We start from the raw sequence: 23,788 nt of genomic DNA on the forward strand, positions 1-23,788 counted from the left end.
CTCCATTCAGCCCGCCACCTCCATCAACGCATCGACCACCACCACGCCGTCGGGGCTTGCCATCACCGGGTTCAGGTCGACCGAACGGATCGCGCCGGCGGCGGCGTGGACCATCCTGCCGACCGCCACCGCGGTGCGGCACAGGCCGGGCAGGTCCACGGCCGCTTCGCCCCGCACGCCGGCCAGCAGCGGGGCGATGCGCAGCGTCCGCAGCGCGCGGGCGACATCGTCTTCCTCGCAGGTGGCCAGCAGTACCGCGGTGTCGCGCAGCACCTCGACATACTTGCCGCCGTCGCCGACCACCAGCACGGCGCCGAACACAGGGTCCCAGTGCGCGCCGATCATGCATTCGCGCTGGCCGCGCACCATCGCCGCGACGATGACGCCCTCGGCCTCGACGCCCATGCCGGCCAGCGTGGCCATCTGGCGATCGAATGCCGCGACGATCGAAGCGGCGTCATTGCAGCCGAGTGCCACCAGCCCGTGTTCGCTCTTGTGCGGCACCGCGGCGGCGCAGGCCTTGACCGCGACCGGCCCGCCGAGCGCACGCCAGGCCGCCACCGCCTCTTCGGCGCTGCGGCACAGGCGATGTGCGACGACGGGAACGCCGGCCTGCGCCAGCCTCGCAAGGCTGGCCGCTTCGCTCAGCGTGGCCGACGGCGACGAGACATCGAGCGCGGCCGCCGCCGGCGGTGCCGGCGGACGCGCGACCAGCTCCGCCAGCCGCAACCGGTGCCTGCGCCACTGGCTCAGCGCCGGCAGCGCCTCGCCGGCATTGGCATAGACCGGTACGCCGCGCTGCCGGAACGGGGCGGCCACGCTCTGCTGCCAGGCCGCCACCACGATCGGCTTGCCGCTGGTATCGGCAAAGGCCGCGGCATCGGTGGCAAAGCGTTCGATGTCGTAGCCCATGCCGGCCACCGGAATATCGAGCAGCACCATATCGGCCGCCGCGTCGCCGGCGATCACCGGCAACACATCGCCGAACAGCGCGCTGTTGGTCAGCAGGGCGGCGGTCACGTCGACCGGATTGGCGGTGGCGGCGAAGCCGGGCAGGCGCTCTGCCAGCGCGGACTGGGTCTGCGCCGCCAGCGGGGCCATCGACAGTCCGCACGATTCGGCGGCATCGGCCGCCATCACGCAACTGGCGCCGGAATTGCTGACCACCACCAGGCCACGGCCCTGCGGGCGCCAATCGCGCAGATACAGCGGCGCGCAGCGCGCCAGGGCATGGGCGTCGTCGACGCGCCAGATGCCGTGATGGGCGAGGAAGGCATCGACGGCGCGGTCCTCGTTGGCGATCGCCCCGGTGTGCGAGGCGGCCGCGCGCTGGCCCGCGCTGGTGCGCCCGGCCTTGACCGCGACGATCGGCACACCGCGTGCACGGGCCACCGCGGCGGCCTGCGCCAGCGTGGCCGGATCGTTCAGCGTCTCCAGATACAGCAGCATCAGCCGCACGTCATCATCGTGTGCGACGGCCAGTGCCAGGTCGCTGACGGTGACGTCCGCCTGATTGCCGGTCGCATGCATATGGCGCACGCCGATGCCCTGGTGCCGCAGCAGGCCGTAGACCATCGCGCCCATGCCGCCGCTCTGGCTGATCACCGCGACCGGGCCATCCTGCGGCGGTACTTCGATGAACATCGTCGAGAAGCTGGCGATCGCGCCGCTGCCGAAGTTGGCCAGGCCCTGGCTGTTCGGTCCGACCATGCGCAGACCTCCCGCGCGCGCGATATCGACCATCTTCTGTTGCTGGCGCCGGCCTTCCTCGCCCGCTTCGCCGAAGCCCGAGGCGATCACGATGGCTGCCGCCACGCCGAGCCGCGCGCAGTCGCTGACAGCCTGCACCGCGGCCTCGCCGGCCACCACGACGATGGCCAGTTCCGGCGCTTCGGGCAGCGCGTCCAGCGAGGCGTAGCTGCGCAGGCCCTGGATCGTGTCGCGCTGCGGATTGATCGGATACAGCGTGCCGCGGTAGCCGTGCTGCTGCATGTAGTGGATCGGCCGGCCGCCGATCTTGTGGATATGGTCCGAGGCACCGATCACCGCGATCGAGCGCGGCGTCAGCAGGGCCTGCAGGCCGCGGGGGAGAGAAGCCGGCATGTCGTTGTCCTTTGTCCTTGTCCTGAATATTGGTCGGTTGCGTAATGCGAGCGGTCAGTCGATGGTGGCGCCGGAGGTCTTCACTACGCCTGCCCATTTGTCGATCTCGGCGCCGAGGAAACGGCCCGTGGCGTCGGGCGACGTCCATTCCGCGCCGAAGCCCTGCGTGGCGAAACGCGAGCGGACCTCGGCATCGTCGAGTACGGTCCGCAGCGCCTTGCCGAGCGCTTCGATCACCGGGGCCGGCGTGCCGGCCGGCGCCAGCAGCGCGTTCCACGCGGTGGCCTCGTAGCCGGCCAGGCCGGACTCGGCAATCGTCGGCACATCGGGCGCCGCGGGCGAGCGTTTGCCGCTCGTCACGGCCAGCGCCTTGAGCTTGCCGTCGCGCACGAACGGCATTGCCGACAGCATCGTGTCGAACATCACCGTGGCCTGGCCGCCGATCACATCGGTCAGCGCTGGCGCGCTGCCCTTGTACGGCACGTGGGTCATGCGCACGCCGGCCATCGCGTTGAACAGCTCCGCCGACAGATGGGTCGATTGGCCATTGCCGGAACTGGCAAAGGTCACCTGACCGGGCTTGGCCTTGGCAAGCGCGCTCAATTCGGCGACATTGCGCGCCGGCGTCGACGGCGCGGTGACCAGCACCAGGGGACCGCGCGTCAGCAGGCTGACCGGCGCGAAGTCGCGACGCGTGTCGTAGCCAGGCTTGCGAAACAGCGTCATGTTGATTGCATGCGCGGTGGTGGCGACCAGCACGGTATAGCCGTCCGGCGCTGCCTTGGCGACGGCCTCCGCGCCGATATTGCCGCCGGCACCCGGCCGATTTTCGACGACCACCGGTTGCCCGAGCCGCTCGCCAAGCTTCTGCCCCACCACGCGCGCGACGATGTCGGTGGGACCGCCGGGCGGATAGGGCACGACCATCCGGATCGGCTTTGCCGGCCAGGTTTCCGCATGGCCGGGCCGCGGCAACACGGCGCACAGCGTGCCCAGCGCGAGCATCGGCAGCAGCGCGCGCAGGACCGGCCGCCTGGTAGAGGAAAACGGACGGGCGAGCGCGGCCCGCCGATGCTGTTGATTCGGCTGCATAGGTGTCTCCATCTGGTTGTTGTCGTGCTTGGGCAGCGCCTTCTTGCAGGCAAGCCGCAGCGCCGCATTTCCGCCGCTGCTCTGCGCTGCTCTTGCCGCTATTCCCGCCGCTGCTCCCGCAGAAATCGCAACAGCGTCCGTTCCCCATGCCGGAAGAACCCGGCGCGCACGCGGTCGCCGATCGCCACGCCCGGCTCGGCATGGCCCATCACGCGCGGCCCTTCGTCGAGCGTGGCCAGCACCAGCGTGTAGGGAACCAGTGCGCGGAAGGTGTCGTCCGGCGCCCGCGCGACCTCGGTCACCGCGTAGACGGTGGCACTTCCGGCGGCGTCGCGCCACGCGAGCCGGACACTGCCGCAGCGCTGGCAGGCGTGGCGCTCCAGCGATTGCGCCGTGCCACAGTCGCCGCAGGACTGATAGCGAACGCGGCCCGCTTCCAGACCGTCGGCATAGGGATGACGCCCCTGGCGCAGGACGTCATCGGCGGAATTGGCTGAGCTCGGCATTACAGGGCCTCCAGCACCAGGCTGACATGGGAAGACAGCACGCCGCCATCGGCATGGAACAGCGCGCGGCGACGCGGACCGATCTGGCGGTGCCCGGCACGCCCAGCGAGTTGCCGCGTCGCCTCGGCCAGATGCATCAGCCCGCCCGCGACGCCTGAGTGGCCGAACGCCAGCAGGCCGCCATGGGTATTGAGCGGCAGCGCGCCATCGATATCGAAGTCCCCGGCCAGCAGCCGCGCATGCGCACCACCGCGCGGCGCCACGCCGATTTCTTCGAGCAGCATCAGCAGCGTGATGGTGAACGAGTCGTAGATCGCCAGATAGTCGAGCCGGTCGACACCGATGCCGGCCTCCGCGAGCGCACGCGTGGCCGCGTCGCCGGCGCCGGTCGTCATCACGCTGTCGATCGCGCACAGATGCTGATGGCGGTGCGCCTGCCCCGCGCCGGCAATCCGCACCTGCCGACCGGATCCCGGCTCCGCCGACACCACCAGCGCCACCGCGCCATCGGAGATCGGGCAGCAGTCCGACAGCAGCAGCGGCGTCGCCACCGGCTTGGCGGCGCAGGCGGCGGCCGCGGTCAGCGGTTCGCGCAGATGCGCATCGAGATGCGTGGCCGCATGCTTGCGCATCAGCACCGCGAAATCCGCCAGGGCGTCGCGCGGCAGGCCGGTTTCCATCAGGTAACGCGAGGCCAGCAGTGCGTAGTACGCCGGCACCGAGGCGCCGTTCGGCACCTCGACTTGCGGCTCGCCGACCTGGGCCAGCGTCTGCACCGACTGGTCGCGGCTCTGTCCGCTCAGGCGGTTTTCGCCGGCCACCACCAGCACATGGCGGCAGCGGCCGGCGCGCACCAGCTCGCGCGCCAGCATCGCCATCGCTCCGCCGGTGGCCCCGCCGGCGGCCATGCCGTGCGCATAGGCGGGTTGCAGAGAGGCATATTCGCAGAAGCGGTCGGCCAGCATCAGATGCGGCAACGTGGTCGCGTAACCGCACAGCACGCCGTCGATGTCGCCGCGCGACAGCTCGGCTTCCGCCAGCGCGGCATCGGCGGCCTGCGCCATCAGCGTCAGCGGCGTGCTGCCGGGCAGCCTGCCGAAGCGGGTATTGCCGGCGCCGCGCAACCAGGCGGCGCGTTGCGTCGATTCGCTCATGTCCGGCCCATGTCAGCGCTTCAGCAGCGGGCACTTCGACTTCGACGGCGGGATGAACGCCTGGTCGCCGGGCACCGTCGCAAGCACCTTGTAGTAGTCCCACGGGTACTTCGACTCGGCCTGCGTCTTCACCTCGAACAGGTACATGTCATGCACCATGCGCCCGTCCTCGCGGATACGGCCGTTGGATGTGAAGAAGTCCTGGATCGGCATCGCCTTCATCTGCTTCATCACCGCGGCGGTTTCGTCCGTGCCGGCGGCCTGCACGGCCTTCAGATAGTGCATTACCGACGAGTAGACGCCCGCCTGGCTCATGTTCGGCATCTTCTTGAGCTTGTCGAAATACCGGCGCGACCATTTGCGGGTGGCGTCGTTCATGTCCCAATAGAACGCCTCGGTCAGCACCAGGCCCGCCGCGGTCTTCAGGCCGATTGCATGGATGTCGTTGATATACAGCAGCAGGCCGGCCAGCTTCTGCTTGTTGTCGCGCGTCAGGCCGAACTCGTGCGCGGCCTTGATCGCGTTGACGGAGTCCCCGCCCGCGTTGGCAAGGCCCACGACCTGCGCCTTGCTGGCCTGCGCCTGCAGCAGATAGGAGGCGAAGTCGCTGGCGCCGATCGGATGGCGCGCGGCGCCGAGCACCTTGCCGCCGGTTTCGTTGACCACGGTGGTGGCCGAGTCCTGCAGCGTGTGGCCGAACGCGTAGTCGGCAGTCAGGAAATACCAGCTCTTGCCGCCGCGCTGGACCATCGCGCGGGCGGTGGTGTTGGCGAGCGCATAGGTATCGTAGGCGTAATGCACGGAGATCGGCGTGCACAGATCGTTGGTCAGCCGCTCGGTGCCGGGGCCCGAGAACACCACGATCCGGTTCTTCTGCTTGGCGACTTCGAGCACGGCGAGCGCGGGCGCGGATGCCGCGACATCGAGGATCGCGTCGACGCGGTCCGTGTCGAACCATTCGCGCGCCTTGTTGGCGGCGATGTCGGCCTTGTTCTGATGATCGGCGACCACCAGCTCGATCTTGCGGCCCAGCACCTTGCCGCCGAAGTCGTCGATCGCCATCTGCGCGGCGGTGGCGCTGCCGCGGCCGGTCACGTCGGCATACAGGCCGCTCATGTCGAGAATCAGGCCGACCTTGACCAGATCGTCGGAGACGGTGGCCTTTGTCTGCGCCTGGGCGTAGGCAGTGCCGCCGAGCGACAGCGCGCATGCGCCCAGCATGCCGGCAAATGCGCGCGAAACAGGGCCGGCAATGCGCCGGCGTGCGGAAAACGGCTTCATATCGTGTGTCTCCTCCGGATCGTTGGTGTCGCCGCTCAGACGGTGGCGATCGGTGTGGTGGGCGAACCGACCGCCCCGGGCAGGCGTAGCGGCGGCGCCGTCAGCATGAAGCGGGTGCGGCCGTGCTCGCGCAGCCATTGCGCCAGTTCGCGCAGATACCAGAGCTCGCCCAGCGGCAGGCCAAGCTTGAACAGGCAGTGGTGGTGCAGCGGCAGCAGCGGATGCGGACCCGGACCGCTGGCGGGCTGCGCCGGATAGCGCTCGACCGCGTAGTTGTCGGCGATCAGTGCGGCGATGCCGGCATCGGTGATCCACTGCAGCAGCTTGTCGTCGCGTCCGTTCAGCGCGCTGCAGCTATGGTGAAGCACGTTCTCGTCGGGCTCGCGCCGCATCGACAGCACCACCTCGGCGAAGCCGGTGCGCAGCAGCAGCATGTCGCCGCGCTCGACCTCGACGCGGTCCGCTTCCATCGCGCGCATCAGCTCGTCGTAGCCGATATCGCGGAAGTCGGTGCCATAGCAGTGCGCCAGATCGACCAGCACGCCGCGGCCCTGCATGCCCTTGACGGCGAAGTTCTCGATGCCGAGCGCGCGCGCCTCGCTGTGTTCGTGATTGCAGCCGTGGGCGGCGAAGTGATCGTCGTCGGCATAGTCGACCGGTCCGACAATATGTTCGTTGGCGCGATAGCCGTTGTAGTAGACCCGCTCGGGGCGGCCGTCGCCGTCGGCATCGAACAGCGCGCCGACGTGGGCCAGCGAATCCCATTGCGTCGAGTACTGCAGCGACAGCAGCACCTGGTCGTCGCTGATCACGTCGGTGGCCTTGGGGTCGACCTTGGCGAGCGGGAAATTGACGTAGGGCAGGTCGTCGCGGAAGGTGGGACGCAGCACCGGCGGATGGCGGCGCGGATTGAGCTTGTTGCCGCCGGGATAGTCCAGCGGCAGCGACAGGCAGAAGCTCAGGCCCGCCTGGACCTCCTGCGCAGCCTTGCGTACCTGCTCGGCGCCGATCAGATTGAGCCGCCCGATCTGGTCGTCGGGGCCGAAGTCGCCCCAGGTCGAACCGTCGGGACGTTGTTTCCAGCGCATGCCTGATGTCTCCATGTCGGTGGTCCTCCTTGTTGTTGTTCGGGATGTCCTTTGCGTGGCCGGCGTTTGCGGCGGCAGCCCGCCGGCATGGCGGGGCGGATTCGATTACGGCGTATCGGCTGGCGACAGCGCGGCAGCCGTCGTGCGCGCGGCGGCGCCACGGTGCGGCCAGCGGTCGGGCTGCGGCGCCTCGATGGCGCCCAGATGGGCGACGATGCCGTCGGCCTCGCGCCGCAGCGCCTTGGCCATCGCGGCCTCCCGTTCGGTGATGCGCTCGTTCAGCGCGGCGATGCTCAGTGCCCCGAGCGGATAGCCGTCGGGCCCCGGCAACGCGATCGCGATGCCGCCCATGCGCTCGACCACCACATCGAGCAGCACCGCGTAGCCGCGCTCGCGCGTCGCCTCGACATGGCGCAGCAGCGCCGCCGTGCTCAGCCGCGGATAACGCTTCAGTGCCGGCGCCACGCAGCGCAGTACCGCCTCGATTTCGTCGTCGGGAAGGGCGGCCAGCAAGGCCAGGCTGCCGGCGCCCACGCCGAGCGGGCGGCGGCTGCCGATATCGAGATAGTTGGCGCGGATTGGAAAATTGCCGAAGCGCAGCTCGGTGCAGACCGATTCCCAGCCGCTCGGCACCGACAGGATCGCGGTGTCCTCGAACGCGCAGGCGAGGCGGATCAGCGCCGGACGGGCCAGGGGCCGCATGTCGAGGCGCCGCAGCGCGGCCGCGCGCAACACCAGCCATTCGGGGCCGGGACTGAAGGCCTTGGTAGCGGGGTCGCGCGAAACCAGCCCTTCGGCCGCCAGCGTGTCGAGCAACCGCAGCGCCGACGCCTTGTCGACGCCCGATGCCTGCGCCAGGTCGGTCAGCCGCGTATTACGCGGATCCGACAGCGCCCGTAGCAGCTGGCAAGCCTTGCGCAGCGACGATCCCTGCGTCGTCATCCGGCCGTCTCCCTGTTCTGGTCATTTTGCGGAATGAAACCGCAGATGCCGTTATAGGGCGACCACAGGGCTGCGTCATTTTGCGACGCATCAAAGTTTCGCCGCGTGAAACTCGATTGGCGGACTCGCAACGACGCTCGGCCGATGTGTCGGCCGTGTTTGCTTTACCGGACATTCGCCGGCAGAGGCGGAGAAATGTCCGGAATTCCGGATCCGAAGAAAGCTGGCTGGAATCATCAGGCGCAACAACGGGCCGCGGGCTCGACGGCAACACCTATCCCGAAAACACCGGCTCATCCCGATCGACCTTCGCCGCGGCCAGCAGCGCGTTCAGTTCGGGCACGCACGAACCGCAATTGCCGCCGGCCTTGACGCAGGCGGTGATCTCGGCCGCGCTGCGCAGGCCGTGCTGGCGGATCGCGTCGCAGATGGTATTGCGCCCGACGCCGAAGCAGGAGCAGACCGTCGGGCCGGCATCGGCGCCGGGTTGGGCCGCCTGGCCGATCAGCAGGCCGATGCGGTCCTCGTCATCCAGCAGGTCCTTGGCGAACAGGCTGCCGAGCCAGGCCCGTGCCGGCAGCACGTCGGGCCGCGTCGAGACATAGACGCAGGCCTGGAGCCGGTCGTCGACCACCAGGGCGGCATGGTAGATGCCGGCGGAGCGGTCCTCGTATTCGATCCAGTCCGCTTCCGGGTCGGCCGCGCCGAGCAGTTGGCGCGCCCAGGCGGCGCGATCGGCCACCGACTCGCGGCCGGCGAATTCGTAGCGCTGGAATTGCCGGCCCGTCACGCGCGTCCACCAGGTCAGCGCACCGCAGTCCAGCGTGTCGCGCGCCAGCGCGAAGCCGTGCCACGAGACCGGGAAAGGATCGATACGGACCGGGGTGTGCTTGAACTCGGGCTCACCGGACACCGGATCGACCACCGGATTGACCAGCGCGCCGACGCGCGCATCGGAACTGAACCGCCCATTCCAGTGAATCGGCACGAACACGCTGCCGCGCGGAATGCCGCCGCCATGGCGCACGCGCACCACCATCGCACCCCAGCGCGTCGACACCCGCGCGAGGCGGCCCTCGCCGACGCCGCACAGCAGTGCATCCTGCGGGTGCATGTCGACGAAGGGTTCGGGCAGGTGTTCGGCCAGGCGCGCCGACTTGCCGGTGCGGGTCATCGTGTGCCACTGGTCGCGCACGCGGCCGGTGTTCAGGATCAGCGGATAGTCCTCGTCGGTCGCGTGCACCGGTTTGCGCGGCGCGGTGGCGACAAAGCGCGCGCGCCGATCCGGATGCGAGAAGCCGCCGTCTGCGAACAGGCGTGCCGTGCCGGCGCCTTCCGCCCGCACCGGCCATTGCACCGGTTGCAGCGCGTCGTAGCCCTGCGCGTCGAGGCCGGCGAGGCCGCCGATGTCGAAGGCGCGCGGGACCGTGCCTGCGCTGCCGCCCTGATTTCGGTACGCCGACAGCCGCGCATGCTCGTCGAAGATCTCGCGCGGCGAACCATAGTCGAAGCCGGCAAAGCCCATGCGGCGCGCCACCTGGCAGACGATCCACCAGTCGGCCCGGGCCTCGCCCGGTGCGGGCAGGAAGGCGCGCTGGCGCGAGATGCGCCGCTCCGAATTGGTCACCGTGCCGTCCTTTTCGCCCCAACCCAGCGCCGGCAGCAGGATATGCGCGCTGTCGTTGGTATCGGTGCGGGTGACGATATCCGACGCGATCACCAGTTCGCAGCGCTGCAGCGCGCGGCGGGCCTGGTCGGCGTCGGGCAGGCTGACCACCGGATTGGTGGCCATCACCCACACCGCCTTGATGCGGCCTTGCTCGATCGCCTCGAACAGTTCGACGGCCTTCAGGCCGGGACGATCGGCGATGGCCGGTGCGTCCCAGAAGGTCTGCACCAGCTCGCGATGGCGCGGCTCGGTCAGCTCCAGATGGGCGGCGAGCATGTTGGCCAGGCCGCCGACCTCGCGCCCGCCCATCGCGTTCGGCTGGCCGGTCAGCGAGAACGGGCCCATGCCCGGCTTGCCGATGCGGCCGGTCAACAGGTGGCAATTGATGATGCTGTTGACCTTGTCGGTGCCCGCCGACGATTGGTTGACGCCCTGCGAGTACGCGGTGACCACGCGCGGCGTGCCGGCAAACCACTGATAGAAGGTCAGCAGATCGGCCGGATCGATCTTGCAGGCACGGGCGACGGCAGCCAGATCGGCCTCGCCCGCGGCGGCCTGCAATGCGGCCGCCAGCGCGTCGTCACCATCGGTATGCGCCTGCACGAACTGCGCATCGATGGCGCCTTGGCGATGCAGATGATGCAGCAGGCCGTTGAACAGCCAGACGTCGGTGCCCGGTTTTACCGGCAGGTGCAGGTCGGCCAGATCGCAGGTGGCGGTGCGGCGCGGATCGATCACGACCAGCTTCATCTGCGGGCGTTCGGCCTTGGCCCTGGCCAGCCGCTGGAACAGGATCGGGTGGCACCACGCGGTGTTCGAGCCGACCAGCACGACCAGATCGGCCAGATCGAGATCCTCGTAGCAGCCGGGCACGATGTCCTCGCCGAACGCGCGCTTGTGGCCGGCCACGGCCGACGACATGCACAGCCGCGAGTTGGTGTCGATATTGGCCGTGCCGATGAAGCCCTTCATCAGCTTGTTGGCGACGTAGTAATCCTCGGTCAGCAGTTGCCCGGAAACATAGAGGGCGACAGATTCGGGGCCATGGCGCGCGATGATGTCGCGCAGGCCCGAGGCTGCACGGTCGAGCGCCTCGTCCCATGACGCCTGCCGCAGCGTGCCGTCGGCCGCGCGCAATTGCGGATGCAGCAGGCGGTCGTTCAGGCCGACGGTTTCGGCCAGTGCCGAACCCTTGACGCACAGCCGTCCCGCATTGGCGGGATGCGACGGATCGCCGGCGACCTCGACGGTGCCGTCGGCGTGCCGCTGCGCGCGAACGCCGCAGCCCACGCCGCAGTAGGGGCAGGTCGTCTGCACGCTCGTCACCGGCGTGGCACGCGCCGCGGCGTCTGCCGCGATGGCGACTGGAATATCGGAGAGTTTCACACCTTGCCCCTTGCTACTGGATTCCATGTTGGCGCCGTGATGTCACATTCGTCCCCGCGCACGCGGGGACGACGACGGTATCGCCCACCATGTCGTCACGCGGCCACCGCATCGCATTGCGCCTTGCCGAACAGCAGCCGGTTGCGCATCGCGCCGATCGGCGTACCGTTCTGAATCAGCTCGAAATACCACGGACCGTCCTGCACGTCGCCATACAGCACCGCGCCGGCCAGGCGGCCCTGTTGCAGCACCAGGCGCTTGTAGACGCCGCGGCGCGGATCACGCAGCACCAGGTCCTCGCTGTCCTCGCCGCCGACGATATCGCCGGCCGAGTACAGCTCGACGCCGCTGACCTTCAGCCGCGTGGCGGTGGCCTGCTGGACATAGCGCCGGTGCCCGGCGCCGGCCAGATGCGCCGCGCAGACGCGCGCCTGATCCCAGATCGGTGCGACCAGTCCGAAGGTGGCCTGGCGGTGCTGCACGCATTCGCCGACGGCATAGATGCGAGGATCGTAGGTCTGCAGCGTGTCGTCGACGACGATCGCGCGCTCGCAATGCAGGCCGGCGGCGCGGGCGAGTTCGGCGTTCGGGCGCACGCCGGCGGCCATCACGACGAGATCGGCCGGGATCTGCGTGCCGTCTGCCAGGCGCACGCCGGTAACCCGCTTCTCGCCGAGAATCTCGCTGGTATTGGCCCCGAGCAGGATACGCAGGCCGCGCCGTTCCAGCGTGCGCTTGAGCAGGGCGGCGGCGTTGGCGTCCAGCTGGCGATCCATCAGCGCGTCGCCCAGATGCAGCACGGTGACGTCCATGCCCCGGCGCAACAGGCCGTTGGCGGCCTCCAGCCCGAGCAGCCCGCCGCCGATCACCACGGCATGGCGATGCGCGCGCGCCGCGGCCAGCATCGTTTCGACATCCTGGATGTCGCGGAACGCGATCACGCCGCCGAGTTCGTGTCCGGGGACCGGGACGATGAAGGGCCGCGAGCCCGTGGCCAGCAGCAGCCGGTCGTAGCGGACCTCCTTGCCGGACTGCGAACGTACCAGGCGGCGCGCGCGATCGATTGCCACCACCGGATCGCCGGCCAGCAGCGTGATGCCATGGCGCGCATACCACTCGCGCGGATGCAGCATGATGTCGTCGACCGTCTTCTCCCCGGCCAGCACCGGCGACAGCAGGATGCGGTTGTAGTTGCCATGCGGCTCGGCGCCGAATACGGTGATGTCGTACAGGTCGGGCGCGAGCGCGAGCAGCTCTTCGACGGTGCGCATGCCGGCCATGCCGTTGCCGACCACCACCAGGCGGGGCTTGCCGGTGCGGTTCATGCCGCCACCCATACCTTGCCGTCGTAGACGCGCGCCGGATAGGCCGGCACCGAATGCTCCGGCGCCTCCAGGCATTCCCCGGTGCGCAGGTCGAAATGCTGCTTGTAGATCGGCGAGGCAACCACGAGCCGGTCGCCGAGGTTGCCCACCAGACCGCGCGAGAGCACCGCCGCATCGGCGTTCGGATCGTAGTTGTCGATCGCGAAGACCTGGTTGTCCGGGCCGACGCGGAACACCGCGATCTGACGATGCCCGACCAGCGCGCAGACGCCGGTGTTCGGCACGATGTCGCGCAGCGCGCAGACCGCGGTCCACTGTTCGGATGAAGCGTGCGTGGCAAGCTGGCTCATGATGATTTCCTCGGCTGCGTAGGGCATGGCGGCTGAAGTGGCGGCTGAAGTGGCGGCTGATATCGTTCGGATGGCGAATGGTCCGGTTACGCTACCGGGTCCGCCTCGGCGACCCGATCCATGCGGACCAGCGGCACCGCCACAGGGCGCTGCGCCGGCACGCCGCCGCCGGCCACGCGTTGCAAGTTCCGTTCCTCCGGTGTGGCCGGCCGGATCTGGCCGCGCTCCTGCACGAACACGACATGCTCGTCCCCTCGCTCGCTGTTGACGAAATGGTGGAAGCGCTGGCGCGTCTGCGGATCGGTGACGGCCTTCTTCCATTCGCATTGATAGGTATCGACCACCAGCTGCATCTGGGCCTCGAGTTCGGCCGCGATGCCGAGGCTGTCGTCGATGACCACGGCCTTCAGGTAGTCGAGGCCGCCTTCGAGGTTGTCGCGCCAGACGCTGGTGCGCTGCAGGCGGTCGGCGGTGCGCACGTAGAACATCAGCACGCGGTCGATGTAGCGGACCAGCGTGTCGCGATCCAGATCGCTGGCCAGCAGCTCGGCATGGCGCGGCTTCATGCCGCCATTGCCGCAGACATACAGGTTCCAGCCCTTGTCGGTGGCGATCACGCCGATGTCCTTGCCCTGGGCCTCCGCGCATTCGCGCGTGCAGCCCGACACGCCGAACTTGATCTTGTGCGGCGCGCGCAGACCCTTGTAGCGGTTCTCCAGCTCGATCGCCAGGCCGACCGAATCGCCGACGCCATAGCGGCACCAGGTCGAGCCGACGCAGGACTTCACCGTGCGCAGCGACTTGCCGTAGGCGTGGCCCGATTCGAAGCCGGCGGCGATCAGCTCTTCCCAGATCAGCGGCAGCTGTTCGACCCGCGCGCCGAACAGGTCCACGCGCTGGCCGCCGGTGATCTTGGTGTAGAGGCCGTATTTCTTCGCCACCCGGCCCACCGCGATCAGCCCGTCGGGCGTGACCTCGCCGCCGGGCATGCGCGGCACCACCGAATAGGTGCCGTCCTTCTGGATATTGGCCAGGAAGTAGTCGTTCGAATCCTGCAGGCTGGCGTGCTCGGGCTTGAGCACGAACTCGTTCCAGCACGAGGCCAGGATGCTGGCGACGGTCGGCTTGCAGATATCGCAGCCGTGGCCCTTGCCATGCGCGGCCAGCAGCGCGTCGAAGGTACGGAAGCCGCCGACTCGGACCAGGTGGTACAGCTCCTGGCGCGAGTAGGCGAAGTGCTCGCACAGGTGGTTGTTGACCGCCAGGCCCTGCTTCTTCATCTCGGCCTTCATCAGCTGCGTGACCAGCGGCACGCATCCGCCGCAGGCAGTGCCGGCCTTGGTGCAGGACTTCAGCGCGCCGATGCTGGTGGCGCCGCCGCCGACCGCGGCGCAGATCTGGGCCTTCGAGACGTTGTTGCAGGAACAGATCTGCGCGCCGTCGGGCAGCGCATCGACGCCGAGGCCGGGCCTCGCCTTGCCGTCGGAGGACGGCAGGATCAGGAATTCCGGGGATTCCGGCAGCGGCATCCGGTTCAGCATCATCTGCAGCAGCGTGCCGTATTCTGCCGCGTCGCCGACCAGCACGCCGCCGAGCAGATAGGTGCCGCACTCGGACACCACCAGCTTCTTGTAGACCTCCTTGCGCTCGTCGGCGAACTGGTAGACGCGCGCGCCGGGAGTGTGGCCGTGCGGGTCGCCGAGGCTCGCCACGTCCACGCCCATCAGCTTGAGCTTGGTGCTCATGTCGGCGCCGGTGAAGGCGGCCTCGTCGCCGAGCAACTGGCTCGCGGTCACGCGTGCCATGTCGTACCCGGGCGCGACCAGGCCGAAGATCTTGCCCTGCCACAGCGCGCATTCGCCGATCGCGAAGATGTCCGGGTCCGAGGTACGGCACTGGTCGTCGATCACGATGCCGCCGCGCTCGCCGATCGCCAGGCCAGCGGCGCGCGCCAGTTCGTCGCGCGGGCGGATGCCGGCCGAGAACACGATCATGTCGGTGTCCAGGTGCGTGCCGTCGGCAAAGCGCATCCGGTGCGTGCCGTCCTCGCCGTCGACGATCTCGACGGTGTTCTTGCCGGTATGCGCGGTGACGCCCAGCGCCGCGATCTTCCGCCGCAGCATCTGGCCGCCGGCATCGTCGACCTGCACCGCCATCAGCCGCGGCGCGAATTCGACCACATGGGCCTGCAGGCCCATGTCGCGCAGCGCCTTGGCACATTCCAGGCCCAGCAGGCCGCCGCCGACCACCACGCCGGTGCGCGAGCGCGCGCCGCATTCGCGCATCGCTTCCAGATCTTCGATGGTGCGGTAGACGAAGCAGTCGGCGCGATCGCGGCCCGGCACCGGCGGCACGAACGGGTAGGAACCGGTCGCCAGCACCAGCTTGTCGTAGTGCAGCGTCTCGCCGGTCGACACGGTAACCGTGCGCGCGGCGCGGTCGATCGCGGTGGCGCGCGCGTTCAGCCGCAGCGCGAAACCGGTCTCGTCGAAAAAGCCCGGCTCGACCAGCGACAGGTCGTCGGCGCTCTTGCCCGCGAAGAATTCGGACAGGTGAACGCGGTCATAGGCCGGGCGCGGTTCCTCGCACAGCACGGTGACCTGCAGGTTGGCGCCGCCTTCGTCGCGCGCCTGCGCCAGGCATTCGAGCAGTTTGTGGCCGACCATGCCGTGGCCGATGATGACGAGCTTCATGATGCGTTCCTTGTTCGTGGGCGCCTGCGTGGGCTTCTCGTGGTGCGTTGTTGTCGGGAGTAGGGCGGGCGGTATCGGCTAGCTGGCGAGCGCGTTTTCGAGCAGTGCCTGCTCGCGGGCCTTGTGCTCGGCCGAGAAGCGCACCGCCACCGCGCACAGCGCCGACAGCACGACCAGCACGCCGAGCACCATCAGGGTCTGCTGCAGGCTGCCCAGCCCCTTCATCAGCAGGCCGGCGGCGACCGCGCCGACGTTGCCGCCCGCGCCGATGATTCCGGACACGCCGCCCAGCGCCTTGCGGTCGATGAACGGCACCAGCGCATAGGTCGCGCCGCAGGCCATGTGAGTGAACAGGCCGAAGGCCAGCATCGCGATCACCGCCAGCACGACCGAACTCGATTGCGAGAACCACAGCAGGCCCAGGCCCTCGCCGAGCATCAGAACGAACAGCAGCGTGGTGCGGGCGCTCAGGCCGTGCGTGCGCGCGACCCTGTCCGAGGCCCAGCCGCCCAGCGCGCGGGCGAACAGCGCCAGCAGGCCGAAGCTGGCGGCGGCCAGTCCCGCGGCCTTCAGCGACAGCTCGAAGCGGTCGACGAAGTACATTGCCGCGACGTTGTGGATGAAGATCTCGACGCCGAAGCAGGCGCCGTAGGTCACGAACAGCAGCCACACACGATAGTTCGCGCTGGCGGCGACGAAGCTGGCCCAGCCGCCCTTCTTGCCGCCGTCGATGGCGATGCCCTGCGCGCGCAGCTCGGCGTAGTTGCCCTGCGGGCAGTCCTGCGTGAAGCGCCAGTACAGCGCGGCCATCAGCAGCATGGCAATGCCCGGCACCAGCAGCGCCACGCGCCAGCCCATCGTCTCGCTGACGCCCAGCATCAGCACGCCGGCCAGCAGCAGCGGCATCAGGCCCTGCGCGGCGCCGCCGCCGGCATTGCCCCAGCCGGCAGACGCGGCATTGGCGGTGCCGACCACGTTGGGCGCGAACATCACCGAGGTGTGGTACTGCGTGATCACGAAGCTCGCGCCGATCGCGCCGATCAGCAGCCGGAAGAACAGGAAGGCCTCGTAGGTCTGCGCCATCGCCACGCCCAGTACCGGAATCGAGCCGAGCACCAGCAGACCGGTATATGCCTTGCGCGGTCCGTACCGGTCGCACAGCGGGCCGATGATCAATCGCACCAGGATCGTCACGGCGACGGCCGCGATATTGATGTTCGCGACCTGATCGGGCGTCAGGCCGAATTCGCCGCGCAGCATCGGCATCAGCGGTGCGCAGGCGAACCAGGCGAAGAAGCAGACGAAGAACGCCATCCACGTCATATGGAAGGCCCGCATCTGCGGCGTGCGGAAGGAGAACAGCGCGATGCGGGTCGCTTTGCTTTGCGCGCTGGAATTCAGGCTTGCATCCGGGCTGAGGGTCGCTGCCATGCTGGCTCCAAGAAAACAAAAGGCGTCCCGAGAGCCGATGCGGTCAATGCGATCGATTCAGGGGACGCCGTTGTCCTGACGCCGGCGGTGAAGACCGCCGGCGCGCTGTGTGTCTGGAGCGGGCCGCCGTTGGTCCGCTCGCGTCACAATTCAGCAAGCGGCATGCCAGCGCGTTTTGTGCTGTTCGATGCGGATACAGCGCTGCCGCAGCGCGGCGAAGGTCACGCGATGCGCGCTGTTGGGGCGGGGCGGCACGACGATGGTGCGCCGCAATGCGCGGCGGCGGTGCGCGGGGTCAGCCGGCGCTGGCGAGATCCGGCGCGTCGGGTGTGGCGTCCGCTTGAGCGGCGGAGGGCGACGCGTCCGAGTGGTCTGCCCGGGCCGGCATCGCATGACGCGAGCGCACGGTCTTCAAGTCGTTCAGGGGCACTTCATTGCCGGCTTCGTCGATCAATGCGGCGTGGACCTTCAGCCCGCTGGTGGCCGAGCGAACCTCCACCAGGCCGCAGCCGTCCCGCAGATGGCGATCGCCCCACTGCATCAACCCGATCAGCACGGGCAGCAGCTCGACGGCGGCCCGCGTGGGCCGGTAAGCGAAGCGCTCGCGCGCGCCCGGCTCACGGTAGCTGACCCGACGCAGCAGGCCCGCCTCGGTCAGCGTCTTGAGCCGGGCGGACAGCACGGCCGGGGAGCATTGGAGCCGGGACAGGAAGTCGTCAAAGCGGCTGACGCCGCTCAGCACGTCGCGAAGGATCAGCATCGACCATTTCTCGCCGATCAGGGCGAGCGTGCCGGCGATCGAACAATGACGGAGGTCTTCGGAGGTCGGTTCCATGATCGCAGCATAGCAGGCTGACTTCATTTGCAAAAGTCAGGATCTCGCCTATACTCTGGCTACGATAAATGAAGTCAGGATGCCAGCCATGCCCGCCGTCTTGCGTGCCGCCGAGATCGCTCCCTTCCTGTTTGCCAAGCCCCTGGCCTTCGGCGACTTTCCGCAGACCTGGACCCTCAACGGTGGACAGAGGTTGACGGCGCGGGCCGTGCGTCTCGACGACTTTGTCCGCCAGCGGGCCTTTGTCGACGGACTGTCGCGCGAGAGCCGCTACTTCCGTTTCCTGACCGGTGGGCTGGTGTCCGACGATCTGGTCGGGCAGTTCGTCCGCAGCCGTTCCGCGCTTGTGCTGACCGTCCGCGGCGATGGCGATGGCGAGGAAATCATCGTCGCCAATGGGGAATACGCGGTGGGGGAAGGGGGCGTCGGCGAACTGGCCCTGGTCGTCACCGACCGCTGGCAGGGGCGCGGTATCGGCCGCCGATTGGTGCGGGCGCTGGTGCAGGGCGCCCGCACGCAACGTCTGCGTGTCTTGCGTGGCGAGGTATTGAGCGAGAACCGCCGCATGCTGGCGATCCTGCGCGAGTACGGCTTCTCGGTGCGGCTGCATCCGGGCGATGCGTTGCTGCACGAGGCCACGCTGACACTGAGCTCCCCGGCCCGGCAGGCCACCGAGTGGCTGCCGGAGGATTGGTTTGCGATGCGCTGAGCCGCGGCGGCGCGTTCAGCGTTCAGCGCCTTCGGCGCTTTCGGCGAGGATCTGCCGGATCGCCTGTTCGAACGCTTCCGCCGGCTGGCCGCCGGTGACCAGGTAGCGATCGTTGAAAATGATCGACGGCACCGACTGGATGCCCATCGACTGGTATTCCCGCTCCTCGGCGCGGACCTCGTCGGCATAGTCGCCGTTCTCGAGCACGCGGCGCGCCGCGGCACCATCGAGGCCCGCGGATTGCGCCGCCTCGGCCAGCACGCCATGGTCGCTCGGATCCTTGCCCTCGCCGTGATAGGCCCGCAGCAGCGCCAGCTTCAGCGGTAATTGCCTGCCTTCCAGGCGGGCCCAATGCAGCAGGCGATGCGCGTCGAACGTGTTGTAGACGCGCTCGCGCGGACCGAACGAGAAGCCGACGTCGGCGCCGCGCTCCCGGATCATTGCCTGCGTCTCCGCAATCTGCGCCGGCGTGCGGCCATATTTCTTGCCGAGATAATCGACGATGGCCTCACCGCCGGGCCCCATGTCCGGGTTCAGTTCGAAAGGGTGCAGCACCACCTCGGCATCGACCTGATCGCCAAGCCGGGACAGCGCCAACTGCAGCGAGGACAGGCCGACCGCACACCACGGACAGGCGATGTCGGAGACGAAGTCGATTTTCAGGGACTGGGGCATGTGGGGGTTCCTGACAGAGGAGTGGATCCGAACAACGGTCGGAATCTTCAATCCGAGCGCGACAGGGTAGCGCGAATATCCGAACCCCGCAGGAACGGCTTGCATGGAGCGATTCAGGTGCTGCTCCAACCCTGGGCCTTCGTGGGAGGCGCAATCAAGCGCAATTCGCATGGTTGCCGCGTCTGTGCTGCTCGTGCAACGGCAAGCTCGTGCCAAGCTTTGGCGATGGCTTGGTACTGTACTTTTAACGCTGCAGCACACCAGAAGTCATGAGGATCCTTCGCTAGTTGTTCCTCTGTTTCCCTGGCAAACGCAATCAAGGCCTTTACATGCTGTTCAAGAAATTCGGCGCTCACAATGCGATCTCCACGAATCCTTTCGCTGTAATCCGGTCGTGGCAAAAACCAAACACGCCAGACCAGTAAGCCTCTCTCTGGAAGCGGTCGCCGCTCCAGGGTCCCTCCATAAAAAAATCCAGCCCAAACTCACTGTCTACGTGGTCCTTGTCGATTAGCGGTCCAAGGAGTTCTTTTGTAGCCTGTGTCATCTCGCCCTCCACTCGGGGATTCCAAAGGATGCAATCGATGTCGCGCGGGCCGGGTTTTTCCGTGGCGAACGAGCCGTCGAGCCAGAGTGTTGCCTTGACACCAAGGGACTGAAGCCTCTTTATCCAGGCTTCCAGACGAAGGTACAACTCTCGCCGCCGCCCATCGCGCGGAAACCGTTCCACCGCGACGGCGCGAAAGTCCGGAAGCGTAATCCTGTGACGCCCGGGAGGCCACAAAGGCGGATAGTCCTGCTTGGGCAAGGCTTGTTCCCTCACTAGCGAGTGCCTGGCAGTTCGCGCAGTGGGGCACGATTTGTCCAGACGGAGCCATTTGCGACCCTTTCATACAGAAAGGAGGTCACGAATATACTGTGCATCCATACAGCCAGTGCGGCGCATCGGGACAAAAACGAACAAGAATGCCGATTCGCAGAACTACCGGTCCTTACCCTGTCCGGGTCCATCGCCCTACTAGACGACCGGTCTAATTCTGCTATCATTCGATCCCATGCCACCCTCCACCACCGCTGACGTCCGCCAGCACATTCTCGACACGGCCAAGCCGATCATGCTCCGCAAGGGTTTTTCGGCGGTGGGGCTGAACGAGATCTTGCAGGCCGCCGGGGTGCCGAAGGGGTCGTTCTATCACTATTTCGGCTCGAAGGAAGCGTTTGGCGAGGCGTTGCTCGAATCGTATTTCGCCGACTATCTGGCGCATCTCGAGCAAATGCTGGTGCGCGGCGAGGGCAGTCATGGCCAGCGGCTTTTGCGCTACTGGACCGAGTGGCAGAACGCGCAGAATGCAGAGGATCCGGAGGGCAAATGCCTCGCGGTGAAGCTGGGCGCCGAGGTGTGCGACCTGTCGCAGGCGATGCGCGGCGTGCTGGAGCGCGGCACCGGCCAGATCGTGCAGCGGCTGGCGGCCTGTATCGAAGCGGGTTTGCGCGATGGCTCGCTGCGCGGAATCGACGACCCGTATGAGCTGGCGACCACGCTGTACCAGTTATGGCTCGGCGCCACGCTGTTGGGGAAATTCCGGCAGGACGGCAAGCCGTTTGCGCTGGCGATGGCCGCGACGCGGCAATTGTTGAAGCTGTCGTAGCAAAGCAGGGCCGGCGGAAAAGAAGCCGCCGGTGGCGACGCGGAAGGCGCGTCGCTTTTTTTGACTTCGTTACTAGACGACCGGTCTAATTCCGGTCTTCGTCCGACTGAACCGACAAGGATTCGCACATGAAACTGCTGATCGTACTGACTTCGCATGACCGTCTTGGCGACACCGGCCAGAAGACCGGCTTCTGGCTGGAAGAGCTGGCGGCGCCGTACTACGTGTTTCGTGATCAGGGCGTCGACATCACGCTGGCATCGCCCCAGGGCGGACAGCCGCCGCTGGATCCGAAGAGCAGCGACCCGGCCTCGCAGACCGACGCCACCCGGCGTTTCGAGGCCGATGCCGAGGCCCGCGCCGCGCTGTCCTCGACGCGCAAGCTGGCCGACGTGTCGATCGACGATTTCGATGCGGTGTTTTACCCGGGCGGCCACGGCCCGCTGTGGGATCTCGCCGAAGACCGCCATTCGATCACGCTGATCGAACGCGCCATCGCCGCCGGCAAGCCGGTCGCGGCGGTGTGCCATGCGCCGGGCGTCCTCCGCCATGTCAAGGGCCCTGACGGCAATCCGCTGGTCCACGGCAAGGCGGTGACGGGCTTTTCGAATACCGAGGAAGCGGCGGTCGGCCTGACCGATGTGGTGCCCTTCCTGGTCGAGGACGTGCTGAAGGCCAATGGCAGCCGCTACGAGAGGGCCGCCGACTGGCAGCCGCATGCCGTCACCGACGGCCTGCTGATCACCGGCCAGAATCCGGCCTCGTCGGAGGCCGTCGCGCATGCGTTGCTGGACGCCGTGGCGGTACGAGGCCGTTGAGCCGGCCGCCTTTTCCCCATTTGCCAATCTGGCAATTTGCTGTTTTGCCTTACCCGCTGCTGTTTCGATCTCACTGAAGGAAAACGATAGATGTCCGCGCTGTTCCAACCGTTCAAACTGAAAGATGTCACGCTGCGCAACCGGATCGCGGTGCCGCCGATGTGCCAGTACGTCGCCGAGGATGGCGTCATCAACGACTGGCACAAGGTGCACCTGGCCGGCATCGCGCGCGGCGGCGCGGGTCTGGTGATCGCCGAGGCGACCGCCGTTTCGCCGGAAGGCCGTATTACGCCGGGATGCGCCGGCCTGTGGAACGACAGGCAGGCAGAAGCCCTGGCTCCGGTCGTGGGCGCGATCAAGGCCGCCGGTGCGGTGCCCGGCATCCAGATCGGCCATGCGGGACGCAAGGCCAGCGCCAACCGGCCCTGGGAAGGCGATGATCACATTCCCGAGGGGGATCCGCGCGGCTGGCAGACCATCGCGCCGTCGGCCGTTGCCTTCGGGGCCGGCCTGCCGAAGGTGCCGCGCGCGATGACGCTCGACGATATCGCTCGTGTCCGCGCCGATTTTGTCGCAGCGGCCGAACGGGCACGCGACCTCGGCTTCGAATGGCTGGAGTTGCATTTCGCGCATGGCTATCTGGCGCAGAGCTTCTTCTCGCCGCACTCCAACCAGCGCGATGACGCGTACGGCGGCTCCGCCGAGAACCGCGGCCGCTTCCTGGTCGAGACGCTGGCGGCGGTGCGCAAGGTCTGGCCCGAGCGCCTGCCGTTGACCGCGCGTTTTGGGGTGATCGAATACGACGGCCGCGACGAGGAAACGCTGAGCGAAGCGATCGCGCTGACGCAGCGGCTCAAGCAGGAAGGGCTGGACATGCTCAGCGTCAGCGTCGGCTTTTCGACGCCGGAGGCCAACATTCCATGGGGGCCGGCATTCCTTGCGCCGGTGGCCGAGCGGGTGCGGCGCGAGACCGGCCTGCCGGTGGCGTCGGCCTGGGGCATCGATACGCCGCAGCTCGCCGAACGCGTCGTCGCCCAGCAGCAGCTGGATCTGGTGATGGTCGGTCGTGCCCATCTGGCCGATCCGCACTGGCCGTACCACGCGGCCAAGGTGCTCGGTGTGGACCGCCCTTCGTGGACCCTGCCCGCGCCGTACGCGCACTGGCTCGAGCGCTACAAGGTCGCCTGAGCGTGACCAAGGCCCCGCCACGGCGGGGCGTCGCGCGTGCTCAAGCGGCGGTGCCGGTGCCGCGCGCGTCCGCCTTGGCCGGGCGGCGCGCGCCCGCCGTCGCGGTGCAGCCAATCGAAGCGACGATGATGCAGCCGATCGCCAGCCACTGCGTGGCGCTCAGCTGCTCGTGCAGCATCACCAGTCCCGCCAACGCGCCCATCGCCGGCTCCATGCTGAGCAGGATGCCGAAGGTCCGCCGCGGCAATCGCTTGAGCGCGACCATCTCCAGCGAATACGGAATCGCGCTGGACAGCACGCCCACGGCCAGCCCGGCCAGCAGCAGCGCCGGGCTGAACAGCGCCGTGCCCGCATGGGCCAGGCCGAACGGGAATACCACCAGCGACGCCATCAGCAAGCCTAGCGAAGTCGCCTGGCCCCCGTGCGCATTGCCGGCGCGTTGGCCGAAGATGATGTAGAGCGCCCAGCCGACCCCGGCCGCGAGCGCGTAGCCGATACCGACCGGATCGAGATTGTCGGTGTGTTCCCGCAGCGGCAGCAGCAACAGCAGTCCCGCCACCGCGAAGGCGATCCAGACGAAATCGATCGCCCGCCGCGACGAGGCGATGGCCACGGCCAGCGGTCCGGTAAATTCGATCGCAATCGCCAGTCCAAGCGGCACCGTCCGCAGCGACATATAGAACATCAGATTGGTCGCGCCCAGCGCCGCGCCGTACAGCGCAATGGCGCGCGCATCCGCCCCCTTCAGCGGCCACCGCCACGGCCGCCACGCCACCAGCAGGATCAGCGCGGAAAACCCGACCCGCAGCGCGGTAGTGCCCTGCGCGCCGACCGCATCGAACAGGCTTTTGGCAAACGACGTGCCGACGCACAGCGATGCCATCGACCCCATCA

The 23,788-nt window shown here is 68.1% G+C and carries 21 protein-coding genes; 4 read left to right on the forward strand and 17 right to left on the reverse strand.

The annotated features are described in order from the left end of the window. Positions 1–6: 6 nt before the first annotated feature. The 13 genes from F7Q96_RS00100 to F7Q96_RS00160 all read right to left on the reverse strand — a co-directional run bounded on the left by F7Q96_RS00100 (position 7) and on the right by F7Q96_RS00160 (position 17,882). Positions 7–2,103: an acetate--CoA ligase family protein gene (locus F7Q96_RS00100; protein ID WP_151021883.1), complete on the reverse strand. Its 2,097-nt coding sequence runs from the start codon at positions 2,101–2,103 to the stop codon at positions 7–9. Between the two features lie 54 nt (positions 2,104–2,157). Continuing rightward, positions 2,158–3,108, reverse strand: a complete 951-nt coding sequence (locus F7Q96_RS00105) for a tripartite tricarboxylate transporter substrate binding protein (RefSeq protein WP_053824693.1) — start codon at positions 3,106–3,108, stop codon at positions 2,158–2,160. A gap of 185 nt (positions 3,109–3,293) precedes the next feature. Next, on the reverse strand, positions 3,294–3,701 hold the full coding sequence (locus F7Q96_RS00110; protein WP_053824261.1) for a Zn-ribbon domain-containing OB-fold protein: 408 nt from the start codon (positions 3,699–3,701) through the stop codon (positions 3,294–3,296). After that, positions 3,701–4,855, reverse strand: a complete 1,155-nt coding sequence (locus F7Q96_RS00115; protein WP_053824260.1) for a thiolase family protein — start codon at positions 4,853–4,855, stop codon at positions 3,701–3,703. The genes F7Q96_RS00110 and F7Q96_RS00115 overlap by 1 nt, the downstream gene beginning before the upstream one ends. 12 nt (positions 4,856–4,867) lie before the next feature. Next, on the reverse strand, positions 4,868–6,076 hold the full coding sequence (locus F7Q96_RS00120) for an ABC transporter substrate-binding protein (protein ID WP_053824692.1): 1,209 nt from the start codon (positions 6,074–6,076) through the stop codon (positions 4,868–4,870). Between the two features lie 95 nt (positions 6,077–6,171). Further along, positions 6,172–7,224: a cyclase family protein gene (locus tag F7Q96_RS00125; RefSeq protein ID WP_053824259.1), complete on the reverse strand. Its 1,053-nt coding sequence runs from the start codon at positions 7,222–7,224 to the stop codon at positions 6,172–6,174. A gap of 105 nt (positions 7,225–7,329) precedes the next feature. Continuing rightward, on the reverse strand, positions 7,330–8,166 hold the full coding sequence (locus F7Q96_RS00130) for an IclR family transcriptional regulator (RefSeq protein ID WP_053824258.1): 837 nt from the start codon (positions 8,164–8,166) through the stop codon (positions 7,330–7,332). A gap of 274 nt (positions 8,167–8,440) precedes the next feature. Beyond that, positions 8,441–11,221 (reverse strand): molybdopterin-dependent oxidoreductase, encoded by a 2,781-nt coding sequence (locus tag F7Q96_RS00135; RefSeq protein WP_170265950.1) that lies wholly within the window; start codon positions 11,219–11,221, stop codon positions 8,441–8,443. A 95-nt stretch (positions 11,222–11,316) separates the two neighbouring features. Continuing rightward, a complete protein-coding gene (locus F7Q96_RS00140) occupies positions 11,317–12,546 on the reverse strand; it encodes an NAD(P)/FAD-dependent oxidoreductase (RefSeq protein ID WP_144425979.1) in 1,230 nt (409 codons plus the stop codon). Then, positions 12,543–12,896: a nitrite reductase small subunit NirD gene (gene nirD / locus F7Q96_RS00145; RefSeq protein ID WP_053824691.1), complete on the reverse strand. Its 354-nt coding sequence runs from the start codon at positions 12,894–12,896 to the stop codon at positions 12,543–12,545. The genes F7Q96_RS00140 and nirD overlap by 4 nt, the downstream gene beginning before the upstream one ends. A gap of 86 nt (positions 12,897–12,982) precedes the next feature. Continuing rightward, on the reverse strand, positions 12,983–15,589 hold the full coding sequence (gene nirB, locus F7Q96_RS00150; protein ID WP_053824256.1) for a nitrite reductase large subunit NirB: 2,607 nt from the start codon (positions 15,587–15,589) through the stop codon (positions 12,983–12,985). Between the two features lie 78 nt (positions 15,590–15,667). Then, on the reverse strand, positions 15,668–17,020 hold the full coding sequence (locus tag F7Q96_RS00155; protein ID WP_053824255.1) for an MFS transporter: 1,353 nt from the start codon (positions 17,018–17,020) through the stop codon (positions 15,668–15,670). A gap of 295 nt (positions 17,021–17,315) precedes the next feature. Further along, the gene (locus tag F7Q96_RS00160; protein ID WP_053824254.1) at positions 17,316–17,882 is read right to left on the reverse strand and encodes a winged helix-turn-helix transcriptional regulator; all 567 of its coding nucleotides are present in this window, start codon (positions 17,880–17,882) and stop codon (positions 17,316–17,318) included. A 61-nt stretch (positions 17,883–17,943) separates the two neighbouring features. Between F7Q96_RS00160 and F7Q96_RS00165 the strand changes: the two genes are divergently transcribed. Continuing rightward, entirely contained in the window at positions 17,944–18,564 is a 621-nt protein-coding gene (locus tag F7Q96_RS00165) for a GNAT family N-acetyltransferase (protein WP_053824253.1), read from the forward strand. 15 nt (positions 18,565–18,579) lie between these two features. On the opposite strand, the gene F7Q96_RS00170 is transcribed toward F7Q96_RS00165, so the two are convergent. From F7Q96_RS00170 to F7Q96_RS00180, 3 genes are all read right to left on the reverse strand, one after another. Then, on the reverse strand, positions 18,580–19,239 hold the full coding sequence (locus F7Q96_RS00170; protein WP_053824252.1) for a DsbA family oxidoreductase: 660 nt from the start codon (positions 19,237–19,239) through the stop codon (positions 18,580–18,582). Positions 19,240–19,352: 113 nt separating this feature from the next. Beyond that, positions 19,353–19,595: a hypothetical protein gene (locus tag F7Q96_RS00175; RefSeq protein WP_144425978.1), complete on the reverse strand. Its 243-nt coding sequence runs from the start codon at positions 19,593–19,595 to the stop codon at positions 19,353–19,355. Then, entirely contained in the window at positions 19,592–20,047 is a 456-nt protein-coding gene (locus F7Q96_RS00180; RefSeq protein ID WP_144425977.1) for a DUF6932 family protein, read from the reverse strand. Before F7Q96_RS00180 ends, F7Q96_RS00175 begins: the two co-directional genes overlap by 4 nt. A 247-nt stretch (positions 20,048–20,294) precedes the next feature. Between F7Q96_RS00180 and F7Q96_RS00185 the strand changes: the two genes are divergently transcribed. From F7Q96_RS00185 to F7Q96_RS00195, 3 genes are all read left to right on the forward strand, one after another. Next, complete coding sequence (locus tag F7Q96_RS00185; protein ID WP_053824250.1) at positions 20,295–20,888, forward strand: TetR/AcrR family transcriptional regulator; 594 nt, start codon at positions 20,295–20,297, stop codon at positions 20,886–20,888. Positions 20,889–21,016: 128 nt separating this feature from the next. After that, positions 21,017–21,706 (forward strand): type 1 glutamine amidotransferase domain-containing protein, encoded by a 690-nt coding sequence (locus F7Q96_RS00190; RefSeq protein WP_053824249.1) that lies wholly within the window; start codon positions 21,017–21,019, stop codon positions 21,704–21,706. 90 nt (positions 21,707–21,796) lie between these two features. Next, positions 21,797–22,894 (forward strand): NADH:flavin oxidoreductase/NADH oxidase, encoded by a 1,098-nt coding sequence (locus F7Q96_RS00195; RefSeq protein WP_053824248.1) that lies wholly within the window; start codon positions 21,797–21,799, stop codon positions 22,892–22,894. 40 nt (positions 22,895–22,934) lie between these two features. On the opposite strand, the gene F7Q96_RS00200 is transcribed toward F7Q96_RS00195, so the two are convergent. Beyond that, positions 22,935–23,786: an EamA family transporter gene (locus tag F7Q96_RS00200; RefSeq protein ID WP_053824247.1), complete on the reverse strand. Its 852-nt coding sequence runs from the start codon at positions 23,784–23,786 to the stop codon at positions 22,935–22,937. Positions 23,787–23,788: the final 2 nt, after the last annotated feature.

It is taken from the genome of Cupriavidus gilardii, from assembly GCF_008801915.1.
In the GTDB taxonomy this organism is placed as follows: Bacteria; Pseudomonadota; Gammaproteobacteria; order Burkholderiales; family Burkholderiaceae; genus Cupriavidus; species Cupriavidus gilardii.